10 protein-coding genes are annotated in these 13,096 nt (G+C 49.5%); 4 read left to right on the plus strand and 6 right to left on the minus strand.

Going from position 1 to position 13,096, the window contains the following annotated elements:
- Positions 1-16 precede the first annotated feature (16 nt).
- Positions 17-3,763: a S8 family serine peptidase gene (locus L2712_RS02230; RefSeq protein ID WP_248976770.1), complete on the minus strand. Its 3,747-nt coding sequence runs from the start codon at positions 3,761-3,763 to the stop codon at positions 17-19.
- Positions 3,764-3,955: 192 nt separating this feature from the next.
- The gene (locus tag L2712_RS02235) at positions 3,956-5,995 is read right to left on the minus strand and encodes a winged helix-turn-helix domain-containing protein (protein WP_248976771.1); all 2,040 of its coding nucleotides are present in this window, start codon (positions 5,993-5,995) and stop codon (positions 3,956-3,958) included.
- A gap of 297 nt (positions 5,996-6,292) precedes the next feature.
- On the opposite strand from L2712_RS02235, the gene L2712_RS02240 reads away from it, so the two are divergent.
- Positions 6,293-6,673 (plus strand): hypothetical protein, encoded by a 381-nt coding sequence (locus L2712_RS02240; RefSeq protein ID WP_033540161.1) that lies wholly within the window; start codon positions 6,293-6,295, stop codon positions 6,671-6,673.
- Between the two features lie 76 nt (positions 6,674-6,749).
- Here L2712_RS02240 and pepA read toward each other — a convergent pair whose 3' ends face one another.
- A complete protein-coding gene (gene pepA, locus L2712_RS02245) occupies positions 6,750-8,258 on the minus strand; it encodes a leucyl aminopeptidase (protein WP_248976772.1) in 1,509 nt (502 codons plus the stop codon).
- A 221-nt stretch (positions 8,259-8,479) separates the two neighbouring features.
- Between pepA and lptF the strand changes: the two genes are divergently transcribed.
- On the plus strand, positions 8,480-9,592 hold the full coding sequence (gene lptF / locus L2712_RS02250; protein WP_033540159.1) for an LPS export ABC transporter permease LptF: 1,113 nt from the start codon (positions 8,480-8,482) through the stop codon (positions 9,590-9,592).
- A complete protein-coding gene (lptG, locus tag L2712_RS02255; RefSeq protein ID WP_088905281.1) occupies positions 9,589-10,647 on the plus strand; it encodes an LPS export ABC transporter permease LptG in 1,059 nt (352 codons plus the stop codon). The genes lptF and lptG overlap by 4 nt, the downstream gene beginning before the upstream one ends.
- Positions 10,648-10,794: 147 nt before the next feature.
- On the opposite strand, the gene L2712_RS02260 is transcribed toward lptG, so the two are convergent.
- The 3 genes from L2712_RS02260 to L2712_RS02270 are packed head-to-tail and all read right to left on the minus strand — an operon-like array spanning position 10,795 to position 12,132.
- Positions 10,795-11,304, minus strand: coding sequence for an RDD family protein (locus tag L2712_RS02260; protein ID WP_248976773.1), 510 nt, complete (start codon positions 11,302-11,304; stop codon positions 10,795-10,797).
- A gap of 53 nt (positions 11,305-11,357) precedes the next feature.
- Positions 11,358-11,609, minus strand: a complete 252-nt coding sequence (locus L2712_RS02265; protein WP_088905279.1) for a DUF2960 domain-containing protein — start codon at positions 11,607-11,609, stop codon at positions 11,358-11,360.
- A gap of 40 nt (positions 11,610-11,649) precedes the next feature.
- Complete coding sequence (locus tag L2712_RS02270) at positions 11,650-12,132, minus strand: GNAT family N-acetyltransferase (protein ID WP_088905278.1); 483 nt, start codon at positions 12,130-12,132, stop codon at positions 11,650-11,652.
- 271 nt (positions 12,133-12,403) lie between these two features.
- Between L2712_RS02270 and L2712_RS02275 the strand changes: the two genes are divergently transcribed.
- Positions 12,404-13,039: an OB-fold-containig protein gene (locus L2712_RS02275; protein ID WP_248976774.1), complete on the plus strand. Its 636-nt coding sequence runs from the start codon at positions 12,404-12,406 to the stop codon at positions 13,037-13,039.
- The last annotated feature ends 57 nt before the right edge of the window (positions 13,040-13,096 follow it).

Genomic DNA, 13,096 nt, shown 5'->3' on the forward strand with positions numbered 1-13,096 from the left:
ACAAGGGTTTTACTAACTAGCGTGAAGTGCGACGGCGAACTAGCGCCAAAGCACCCAGGATGAGCGACATCCAGCTTAGTGAGCCACCATCGCTTTCAGGTTCAAAGCTTGCATCGACCTCTAGCATATGAGTGACCTGATGCACACCGTCAGAGGCGATGATGGTCAGCATGTGACTACCTTCGTTCTCAACTTGACCTGTGATTTCGGTGCCGCTGATAGACAGCGCCGAGAAGCCAGTGCCTTCCACTTCGTAGCTCAGGCTATTGCCTTCTAGATCGTTGAACAGACCGGCAATATCTAAGGTGAAGTTTGCTGATGAACCAGACTTGAAGATGAGTTCTGGTACCGACAGTGAGGCGGCAACGTCTTCATTGACCTGTGGTGCAACGTCATTGATGTCAACAACACTCACGGTCAGGGTTTCAGTGTCACCTATGTCACGGCCTGATTTAGGCGTTACCTTTATCTCGAACTCACGGTTATTTTCGTAGTCGAGCGCATCAGGGTTAACCACATAAAGCTCATAGGTTTCCTGATTAATGGCAAACGGTGTACCGACCAGTGTATTGGTGATGTGCAGCTCAAAAGGCGTGCGCTCGCTTGATGGGTAGGTGAAGAAGCCTTGTGAATCCAACTCTATCTTGCCTACAACAGTGCCGACTTCAGCGTTTTCTTCAACACTAAAGTGCTGTCCAGCTTGCGCCTTCGCAATCACTGAGCCATCGTCGTCTACATAAGAGTTGTAGCCAACTTGCATGAAATCGTCGTTAAGGCTGACGACCATGAAGCCTTTAGGCGCTTCGATTGGGCCTATGCCCCCCATCTCAGCGGTGCCCACTGAAGCGATATAGATCTCTTCGCCAGGTTGAGCGGTAAAGGTCTGCTGATAATCAAGCTCGCCTGCTGATTTGCCCTCTTCCATTGCGGCAAAACCCACATGCACTGAGCGATCAAAGACGATGTCGCTACAGACTTCTTCGCCACTGAACCAATCCAGGTAGCAAGACTGCTCTACTGTGTAGCTACCGCCCTTGATTGGGTTAAATTGGACCAAAGGCTCATATTGATCCCTGCCCGTATGACGATCGGTTTCGATATGGAAACCAAAGTTTTGATCGAAGTCTTCAACACTGTCCAGCTCATGGTGAAACATATCTTCTAAACAGATTTGCGACACAACATTTTTACCGTTATTGGCAAAATGCGTTGGCAGAGATGACTCTTTGTAGCGTCCGGTTGGATTTGAGTAATCATAAGGGATGGTGTAGTCGATCACATAGGTGGTCGGCTGTCCCTTGTCATTGAGCGCAACAAAGGGTTGAGCAACACGTTGAGCGTCGTCCCAGATGTAGGCTCCTTCGAAGCTGTTATCCCAGCCATTTTCTTTCACCATGGCCTCGTAGAACAGGTCAAAGGTAAATAGGCGTGGACCGCGCTCATAATAGTTCGGTAAGGCGGTGTCGGCGCGATCAAACAGGCTGACGGCGATGTTTAGCTTCTTACCCGTTACGCTACATTGGGCATCATCAAAAATAGCGCCACCGACAGCTTTAATCATATGGCCGCTAAGGTTTTGTAGATGCTCAGGTAGGGTTTTGTTTTGCAGCAGCAAAGGGTAAGCCTGAAAGGTGGTTGCCGAGTCTGAGTTGTTCACGAAAGAGGCGACATAACCTTGGTAGTTGATTGAGCCATATTCATTATCAGGATATAGCTCATGCCCCCATTCGAGATGATCCCACTCGGTTTGGCCCAAGTCTGGGTTATAGCCGAGGTATGAGGGAAATTCGATAGCGTTTGGGCGCTTAGTGATACTGGTGCTGTGACGCGCCTTGAGCATCCAGCCCAGGTTGATCTCAGGCTTTGACTCTGAAGTCAGGCTAATATAGCCGTTAAGTTCGGTGGCTTTTAGATTGGCATCAGTGTGGTCACCGGTACTCATCAGTGGCCATTGAGGCAACTTATTGCCATCGACCGTTATAGTGATCGGTAGGATCACGCTAGAGTTGGCGGGAATATTCACGCTTTCTGGCATGTTGAAGCTAAGTGCCTCGTGAGCGGCTTTTTCGCCTTTCATCTTGTAGGCGATCTGGTACGTCTGAGTGGTATCTGAGATGTTTCTTAGCGTGATGCGCTTATGCAGCGTCTTGCTTTGTCCCACTTCATGCATACCAAACTGCACATAAGGCTGATAACTGTTGGTTTCCCAGGCAACAATTGGCGAAGCAACGGCGTTTTCAAGATTTTCCATGCCGTGACCCATGGCGTAAAGTTCAGCTGGGGTCATGCCATCGCTTTCCAGGATGGCGTTAACATTGGCAGTGTTGGCAAGTATTGCTTTGATTTCTGCAGGGCCGAAACCTGGGAACTCGCTCTTAATGACAGCAGCGGCAGCAGCAATACGTGCGGCGCTGGTTAACGCGCCTGAGCGGCTACCCAGTCTCGGTGCTGTTTCATCAGGGTTAGAGATCTTGGCAACGGTTTGGTTGTCGCTCAAAGTGACGATTTCAGGCTTAAGGGCCTGAGAACCACGAACCGGTCCCATAGGAGCCCATTCAGGGATGACCAGCGTCTCACCATCGTCGGCATAATTGACCGCACCGACAGTGATGGCCGATGTTGAACTACCTTCTGAAGAGATCCAGTTACGGTGTTTAGCCTCTGCATCACCAAAGAGAGAGTATTTCGCCAAATCACCTGCGTGGGTAACCACTGTCATGCCTTGAGCCGATACACGCTCGATTAGCATCTGTATCAGGCTAGGGGATGAATTACCATCGATGTCAAAGAAGGCACCAGCACCGGCAGCTTCTATCAAGGCGATATCCAGATGGTCGCTTGTGTCACCATCTTGGTTAGGATCGAGTGCATGCTCAAGGGCTGCTACGATTTTTGCCATGCTAGGGGCTGAGGCAGACACCCAACCATTGTTTTCAGAGACGTTATAGACCTTGTAGGCGTGTAACTCTGCACCTGGGGCGAGTTGGTGAACGATACTCGCCAGCTCGGTGCCTTGGCCTGTGGGGTAAACCCAGCCGTTATAGGACTCATAGCTTAAGTTTTGATCGATTGGGTTGGCGTCATTGCCAAAGTTCTCGCTAGAGAAATCCCAGCCGCCTTTTACTACAGCTGTTGGAAATCCGCTGTACTCGATGGCGCCGTTTTCAAGGGCTTCTAGGTAGCTTCCCGCTGGTGGTGGCGTTTCAGGGTCGTTATCTTCGCCATAAACACCAGAGCCGCCAAAGACTGGCAAGGTATAGTCGATACCGGTAGAGATGATAGCAACGCTGGCCCCTTTACCTGCGGTTTCTTTGCCCATGTAGGGCGTCATCAGGCTGATCTCTTCTGCAGTCGAAGTATTCATTACCTGATGATTATTTGGATCCTGCTTGGCTGTCTGTAGCTGTTGACCGTAGAAGGTTTGGGCTATGGCATCTAACTTGCGGATCTCTGCCAGCGCGCTGTTTTGTACTTCCAGCGTGATGGTATTTGCCAGCAGATGAGTACTTCCCACGAAGCGAGCTTGTGGGTCGATGGTTTTAATTTGTGCTAGAAGTTCTGCTTGTTGCTTGAGTACCTGCTGAGTGTCCAGAATCTGCTGGCCAGAATCCTTCTCTGATTGCGCTAAAGAGAAAGTATAGGTTCCCTTGGACTGTGCCTGCTCGGCACCGAAAGCCACGATCGATTCTGTCTTGGCCTGAAGGGCCCCAGAGAGAATAGCGGTCGAGACGCATAATGCTAGGGTGCATTTGTTAAATTTCATGTCCTTTCCTTCTTGTTATATTTTTGCTGTCGAGTCAACGATTCATGACTGCAACAATTTAATAACGTGAAGGCTACGTAGGTACAATGAAGGGGAACTCGATTATTCCCCGATTTTTGGTCTATTGAGGTAATATTTTTATCTAAAAAACATCTATTCCGCTTTTAATCAATTAGATACGATATTGTATCTTTAGTTTGCAGTTAGGGAGTAACCATACACATCTGCCTCGTTAGCCAGTTTGAGGGTGACTAAATAGGAGTGGCCATCGGCCCGTGAGAGGCCAAAAAATTTTCTTACCGAGTCGGCCGGATATTGACGAACCACTTCCGGCGTATGGTGCTCACTATCAGGTTTGATGCGCATGATGGTGTCGAACTCAGCGTCTCTGGCCAGAAAGTAGAGATAGCCTTGCTCATAATAAAAAGCGCCATAGTCATATTTTGCCAGCTTGTCGGTAAGCTGGTTCATTTGACCTGTGGTGCGGTCGAAATGCCAGATGCCATTCTGGTCAAACTGTGAAAGGTAGAGGGTATTACTGTCTTTTCCTTCAATCGCATAGACCCCTTTCTGCTGGGTGATCTGCTCAAGCTCGCCGGAATTTACATTCAACTTATAGATACCGTTTCGCTTATCGGCAAAGCCCTTAAAATAGAGGTGTCGGCCATCTTGCGACCAGCTTAAATTCTCGGCTTCTAGTCCCTGGGTATCGATGGCACGATAGTTTTCCGATTCAATATTGCCGATATACAGAGTTCTCCCTGTATCAGTCATGATGTTGACTGCAAAGTCAGTGCTGACGGGGGAGATGGCGGGCACGCCCACATTGCCCAATGAGTGGGTGATATTCTTACTGCTGACCTTGTTGTTTTTCCAGATGGACCAAAGCTTGGAGCGGTTCGAGAGAAACAATATGTCGTCACTGGCCTGTGAATATTTGCCGTACATATCCCTTGAGGAGGAGGAGATGCGGCGCAGCTGCTTGCCATCGGCATAGGCCTGTTGAGTGATGTACTCTTTCGAAATATGTTCTGTGATATATAGCAACTTGTTGTTATCGGACAGTGTGATGCTGCTGGGCAGTCCTGATTGGGGTATCGGTGAAAGTTGGCTGCCATCGGGGCGAATGCGTGAGATGATTGCCGCTGCGCCGTCGATGTTGTTGACGTAAAAGAGCTCTTCTCGTGCCGAATAGTCGAAATCTACTATGCTACCGCTGTCTTGAATCAGTTGTTGCAGCTGGCCATCTTGATCTTGTAGCACCAGGTTCAACAGATTAGAGGCCGCTCGTTCACGAATAAAAGCCAGCTGAGTGTCTTGTTTGAGCCATTTGGGGGCGTAATCGATCTCATTTTTATTGGGAAAGCTGATCTGTTGGCTCTGCTTTGTGGTTAGTGAATAGGCGATAAGTGCGACTCTGTCATCCATTTTTTTAGCATAGATCAAACGGTTATCGTCGACGCCTGACCAAGATACGATGCGCTTATAGGGGATATAAAAACAATCAGAAGCCACTAAGGCATCGGTATTGTCGAGCAGATTTCTTATTCTGACCTGGCATTCACCACTGTGGTCGACTCTAACGTAGGCTAGCTTTTTATCGGACAGGGACCAGGCTGGTGAGGCTTCTTCATTGTTTTCAAAGGAGATCAGCGTGAGCGGCGCATCGGCCTGATTGAGTTCTTTGATGTAGATCTTACCGCTGAGTGAGTTGTCTCGCCATTGCATGGCCAGACGCTGGCCATCGTGGGATACCGCGATATGCTCTTCTACGCCGCCATAGTTAGTGACTTTTATTTTAGTTGGCGCCATGACGACCTGGGCTGTGCTGGCTTCATCGAGCACAGGTGGAGTGCTGGGGCTAAACCATGAATAACCAAGCCAGGTCAGTAGCGTAAATGCAGCCGAAGCGGCCAGAATATTTATGTAGGGCTTGCGTGGAGTCGGCGTTTGTTCAGCAGATAATGACTGTACAGGTAGCGTTAGCTGATAGCCGAGCTTTGGCAAGGTGTTAAACACCTCCTCTTCGATTCCCAGCTCTTTGAAGGCTTTCCTCAGCACCCAGATCCCATTGGTAAACCCCTTCTTGCCAACCCCCTCATTGCCAAGCCAGATGGTCTCAACAGCTTGTTGACGAGACACAATATTGTCTGGGCTGTTAATAAACAGCATCAGGAGTTCAAAGACTTTAGAAGAGAGTTTTATGCTGCTTTGTGCGTGTTTTAATGACATTAACTTGCAGTCTAATTCGCATCCGCCAATTTGGTAGTTAAGGTTTGTCATTAAAATGGGTCCACTTTCTGTTGTTTTTGTTATTAGGCCTATGATAGGAGCAGAGTCGACCAGGACTCAATAGCCAGTGAATATTTATTGATGCTGCCTTTACTAATATACTGTTTTTAAGTGGTTTTAAAAGGTTACAATTTGCTACAAAGTGGTAGTTATGCCTAAATGCCATGATCTTATTAGCCTGATCTACACTAAATGAGAAGATTTCGACGGTTTAAACCGTCAACCGGAGGAATAGTGATGGATAGGCGGTATCTTATTACGGCATTTGTTTATGCCTTGCTCGGGCTCGCCTTAGGGCTTTATATGGCGGCCTCTCATAATCATGGTCAGCTGGTGACCCATGCTCATATCATGATGATAGGTTTTCTAATCTCTTTTAGCTATGCACTTTGTTATCGCTTGTGGCTTAAGGCTGCACAAGGAAAGCTGATGACGGTGCAGTTTATCTTGCATCAAGCGGGGACCATTGGGGTGGCAATTGGCCTGTTTCTCCTCTACGGTGAGTTTGTTGCCTTGGAGGTGGTGGACCCTTTTTTGGCTCTCGCCTCCTTTAGCGTGTTTGCTGGCGTCTTGCTGATGATGATCCAGCTGATTAAGACCAAAGCGCCTGCTGCTTGAGACAATAAAAAAAGGTGAAGCACTGCTTCACCTTTTTATTTCGCTAAATTGCATCGCCAGTGGCTATTACCTGCGACTATTCGCCTTGTTCAACGCCTGCGCGATTGATCAAGAACTGGGTTAATAATGGTACAGGACGACCAGTAGAACCCTTGTTAGCACCGCTGTTCCAGGCTGTACCGGCAACGTCCAGATGCGCCCAGTTATACTTCTTGGCAAAACGCGACAGGAAGCAGGCCGCCGTGATAGAACCGGCTGGACGACCACCCAGGTTGGTCATGTCGGCAAATGGGCTTTCCAGGTGCTCTTGGTACTCATCCCACAGTGGCATGCGCCATGCGCGGTCACCACTTTGCTCGCCCGCATTGAGTAGCTCGTGGGCCAGTGGGTTGTGAGAAGAGAAGAGGCCTGAGGCGTGTTTGCCTAGGGCGATCACACAGGCACCGGTGAGGGTTGCCGTGTCGACGACCAGCTCAGGATCGAAGCGCTCGACATAAGTCAGTACGTCACACAATACCAGGCGACCTTCGGCGTCGGTGTTAAGCACCTCAACGGTCTGGCCAGACATAGTGGTGAGAATATCACCTGGGCGATAAGCGTTGCTCGATGGCATGTTTTCACAGCCTGCCAGCACACCAACCACATTGATGGGCAGTTTCAGCTTACACAGCGCCAGCATGGTACCAATGACACCTGCAGCGCCGCCCATGTCGTATTTCATCTCATCCATGGCTTCGCCAGGTTTCAGTGAGATACCACCCGAGTCAAAGGTTAGTCCCTTGCCCACCAGTACAATAGGCTTCTCTGTGCTGTCCACCGCGCCTTTATATTCCATAACCGTCATCACTGATTCGTTATGGCTGCCGCGACCCACGGCCAGGTAGGCATTCATGCCCAGCTTCGCCATCTGCTCTTCGCCAATCGTGCTGACGGTGAGATTTTCGTGGTTTTCGGCGATTTGACGCGCCTGTGAGGCCAAGTAGGCTGGATTACAGATATTAGGTGGCATATTAGCCACGTCACGGCATAGGTGAGTCCCGCTCGATACGGCCATGCCATGTTCGATTGCACGCTCGCCAACCGTGAGTTCGCGGCGGGTCGGTACATTAAATACCAGTTTGCGCAGCGGACGACGAGTCTCGCCTTTGCGTGTCTTAAGTGCGTCGAAACTGTAGAGACTATTTTGTGTAGACTCAACGGCTTCGCGAACTTTCCAATAGGTATCACGGCCTTTAACGTGCAGTTCGGTCAGGAAGCAAACGGCTTCCATTGAACCTGTTTCGTTTAAGGTGTTGATGGTCTTAGTGATAATTTGCTTGTACTGGCGTTCGTCTAGTTCTCGTTCTTTGCCACAACCTACAAGAAGGACGCGTTCACTTAACACGTTAGGCACATGATGCAATAGTAGCATCTGACCCGGTTTACCCTCTAAATCGCCGCGACGCAGCAAGTTGCTAATGTAGCCTTCACTGATTTTATCCAGTTGCTCAGCAATACCTGAGAGGCGTCTAGGTTCATAGACACCAACGACTATACAGGCGGAACGTTGTTTTTCCGGGCTGCCGCTCTTAACGCTAAACTCCATGAGCTCTCCTAGATTCTTAAAGACAAATATTATTATTTATTAGATAATGTCTGCTTGTGTCCAAAACGGACCTAAAATTGGTACACCAAATGTTAGTTTTTCAGGTGTTTTTCTGCCATTTTTAGTTAAAGGCTGGTCACAAAACTACCAAAAGTAGACAGTCTACATGAAAAGTGGGCTGATACCAGCATAAATATAAGTTTAGGGACTGGATCCTGCCTGTGATTGTATTTAGATACTTGATTCGTGAAGTTTTAAAAGCGCAGATGGCGGTGCTTTTAGTACTGTTAGCTATTTTTATTAGCCAACATTTTGTTCGTGTACTCGCAGATGCGTCCGAAGGCGAGTTTCCCGCCTCTCTAGTGATGACTCTCTTAGGTCTCAACCTTCCCTACCTCGCGGTACTCGTGGTGCCATTAAGCCTATTTTTAGGGATTTTGGTGGCCCATGGTCGTATGTATGCCGAGAGTGAGATGGTGGTTTTTCACGGCGTCGGGATCAGTGAGTGGTATGTCACCCGCGTCACCCTGTTACTGGCCATCGCCAATATGCTGTTTACCGGCTTTTTATCCATCTATGTGACGCCTTGGGCCGAAGAGACCCAAAACCGAGTGTTGGAAAATGCACAGTCGGAGGCTGGCCTTGCGGCCTTGACCCAAGGGCGTTTTCAAACCAGTCCTAATGGCCGGGCGGTACTGTTTGTCGAACGTATCGGTCGGGATAATCAGCTCGATAAGGTGTTTGTGGCTCAGCTGCCAGATCCTGAAGACGTTGCGAGCCAGTCCAATATCGTGGTGGCTCAAGGGGGCAGCGTTGTTGAAAATGAAAGCGGCGAGCAGCGTCTTAAGCTCAATGACGGTATTCAATATCAGAGCAAGGGTAATCAACTCGACTATCAAGTGGTGCAGTTTGCTGGCTACGAGATGCAGATCAAAGAACAGGAAGTGGATCAGCGTCGCCGTAAACTATCGGCCCTACCTATCGATCAACTGCTGGACACTGAGGGCCCTGAGGCCGTGGCCGAGTTCCACTGGCGTCTGGCAATCCCACTGGCAATCCCCTTTATGACATTGATCGCCGTGCCTATGGCTAGGGTGAATGTCAGGCAGGGCAAGTTTGCCAAGATGTTCCCGGCGATTTTACTTTACCTTGGCTATTTCGGTTTGATGATTGCAGGGCGTAAGGCGCTCGAAGATGAGGTGGTACCAGCATATTTGGGGATGTGGTGGATCCACGCCTCGGCCCTGGTTATGGGGATATTATTGCTGAGTAAGGAGCGTCCTACTGGGGCCAAGCTTTCTGGCTTGATTAAGCGTAAGAAGGTGAAGGCATGAAGATATTAGATTTATACATAGCTCGTGTTTTGGTAAGCACCTCTGCCCTGTGTCTGTTGGTGTTGACAGGCTTGTCAGGCATCATCAAGTGGGTGGATCAGCTGCGCCTTGTGGGGCGGGGCACCTACACCATGGTTGATGCCGCTATTTATGTACTGTTTCTGATCCCTCGTGACATTGAGATGTTCTTTCCCATGGCGGTGCTCTTAGGGGCTTTGATCGGCATGGGCATGCTGGCGTCGAACTCTGAGCTGGTGGTGATGCAATCATCAGGCTTGTCCCGTTTTCAGATCACCCTGTCTGCGATGAAAACCGCGGTGCCCTTGATGATTTTGGTGATGGCTTTAGGCGAGTGGGGAGCCCCCGTTGCCGAGCGTCACGGTAAGGAGTTACAGGCGGTTAAGCTCTCAGGCGGTAGCCTATTTAAGTCGAGTCGTGGTATCTGGGCCAGAGATGGCGATCTGTTTGTAAAAATCGGTGAGATTGAAAACATCAATACCCTGCATAATGTCGTGCTGTATGAGTTTGACGATAACCTCAACCTGGTGGGTACCATTGAAGCGAGACGTGGTGTTTACTCGAGTGATCATTGGCGACTGCTGGATGTGCGCCAGACCAATATCTCTGCTGAAAAGGTGAGCCAGACGGACCTGACACTGTTCCGCTGGGAGTCGACCCTGACGCCCGATAAGCTCAGTGTGGTCTCGGTGAAACCTGAGGCGTTATCGATTCAGGGATTGGTGGATTATCTTGAGTATCTGCGGGTAAACAATCAGGATTCAGGCCGTTATGAACTGGCGCTGTGGCGAAAGATCATGCAGCCGATAACGGTTGCGGTCATGATGCTGGTGGCGCTGTCATTTGTGTTTGGCCCATTGCGCACTGTCACCATGGGTGCACGTGTGCTATTAGGGGTGATGGCAGGTTTTAGCTTCTATATCTGCAATGAGATCTTTGGCCCTATGACGCTAGTGTACGGCTTGCCAGCTATATTGGGGGCCGTGATGCCGCCTATCATCTTTAGCGGCGTAGCGATTTACTATATTCGAAAATAGCGCAGGCTGATTAAATCCTGATGCTAAGCAGACTAACAAAAAAGGACCCTAGAGGTCCTTTTTTAATGGCAGGTTAATGCGGCCAAAGTTGCGGTGAGCCGGTATCTGTCAAAATGAGCCGCTTATACAGCTATCACAAATCAACCATTAAACGCCGTGCCAGTTACGCATCTGATTGGCTTCTTTGGACAACACCACCACCTCTGAGCGGGTCATCATATCTTGCAGCGCCAGCTTGTCGCCGTTGATTAAGATCCATAAATTACCTATCCCCAGCAGAGACCAGACCAGGCGAGCGCCGGCTGTGATCATGCTCAGGCACTGGCCGTTAGGATGTTGGATCTTGAGGCGCCAGGCGCGCATGCCCAAGGTTTGGCCACCACGACTCCAAAACAGTACATAGAAGAAACCGACACACAAGGCGATCCACAGTTGGTACAACCCTTTGTAAAGCGGTGTCGCGTTGAGCAGATCTGAAACATGCTCGAATCCCTGCATTGAGATCAAGCCACTGCTGGTGAGGGCAATAAAGACGCCAAAGCCGATGGCACCGGCCACCATATAGACGGCAACGGCCAGTAGGAGATCGTATACTATTGCGCCCATACGGCGAAAGAAACCGGCTCTGGGAAAATTGGCATGTTCAATATTAGACATCTTGGGCCTACATCATCTGGTTAAAGGCATAAATGGGGGCTATTCTAGCTAAGTTAGTCTTGGCTTTCATCTCGGATAAAGTGGATATCGCTAAAGCCGAAGCGGGCAAACTCCTTCTGACGATAGTCTTTCACCGCCTGAGAGCCTTTGGATGTCATGGCGACCTGAGCCTCCATGGCGAGATAACGAGTCAAATCTATCCCTTCTGCGGCGGCGACTGCCTCATAGATATCGTGGTACTTGTCGTAAACGAAGTTGATCTCTTTGTACTGATTTTTAAAGGTATAACCGACTCTACGGGCCATAATATTCTCTTACTGATAAATTGAAGCGCAGCGGACAATGCTAATCGATGGCGTACACCATATAGCAGGCATCATCCGGGTAGCTATCTAATGATTTGTCGATTATACGCGATTTAAATCCCAGGCGTTGCCAATATGTGTGTGCGCCGCCCACGGCCACCAGTGAGATGCTTGGCAGTGACAGACGTTTAGCCTGAGCAAGCAGACGGTCGAACACTGCGGTGCCAGCACCTAGGCCACGGGCCTTGGCGGAAAAAGCGATATCGTGCAGGTAGAGGGTTTCTTGCTTTTCCAAGGTGTCCAGTACCTGCTCCAGACTCGGCGGGGTATCACGCTGCCAGGGATGCGCCAGGCAGTATCCGATAACTGTGTCATCTTGAGTCACCACACAGCAGGTGCTTGGTGAGAGCATTGCCTTACTCTGCAGGGCGGTCTCGGATTCGGGCGCTATGTTGGGGTAGCACTCATCTTGTATTACTAATATGGCGGGCCAGTCCTGAGTCTGTATTTCTCGTATCTGCATAAGTCGGGCTTAAATGGGGTAAAGGCTAGATGTTCGCACAGCTTGTAGGGCTTATCAATGGCATGGTATGGCTGTTTAGATTAGCAAAAACAAATGTGTAATTTGGCTATTTAACTCAATTATTCAGTCTGTTATTCTCTCAGACTTGATGACTTTATCGTTTTGTCAGTCATTCGTTGCCCAAGTTGCCAAGCTAGGAAGATATGCGCTCAATATTAAGCAGGCCTTAAATTTTCTTGAAGGAAATAGGCTTTTCTCATGGAGAGAGACAGTGGACTTTTTACTTCTTACCGACAACTTACCCTATAGCCTAGCACTGGCATTCGTGATCTTACTGGGATTGGTCGAAGGCCTGTCTATGGCCTTTGGTCTGAGCCTGTTCGGTCTTCTGGACGATATGACACCCATGGAGATGGACGCCGATGTCGATACCGGCGTGTCTGGTGTCACAGGCGTTGCCGGCTGGCTCTGCCTGGATCGTTTACCGCTACTTATTTGGTTGGTGTTAGCCTTAACCAGTTTTGCCATCGCGGGCTTTGCGATTAATTATCTGGGGCTGACCTTTGTGACGTCACTTTCTCCCGTGATGAGTATTCCTGGCGCCCTGGTGTTAACCGCGCTCTCCTGTCGTTTCCTTGGCAGTCGCCTTGCCGATCTACTTCCGAAAAACGAATCTTCTGCCGTCTCTGTTGATGAACTGAGCGGACTGGTGGGGGTCGTAACCTTAGGTTGCGCTCGCAAGGGATTTCCTAGTGAGGCCGTGGTACGAGATATCTATCAGCAGAAACATTATGTACTGGTGGAGCCCGAGTTGGCCGGTGAAGCCTTTTCTCAGGGCACCTCTGTGGTACTCCTGCATCGCAACGGCAAGGTATGGTCTGTGGTGCAGTTTAACGATGACCTTTAACTTTCGGCGAGCCTGAGGCTCGTCATTTTACCCGCTTGATACAAGTGATTTAGATTA

This window comes from Shewanella marisflavi, from assembly GCF_023283925.1.
Taxonomy (GTDB): domain Bacteria; phylum Pseudomonadota; class Gammaproteobacteria; order Enterobacterales; family Shewanellaceae; genus Shewanella; species Shewanella marisflavi.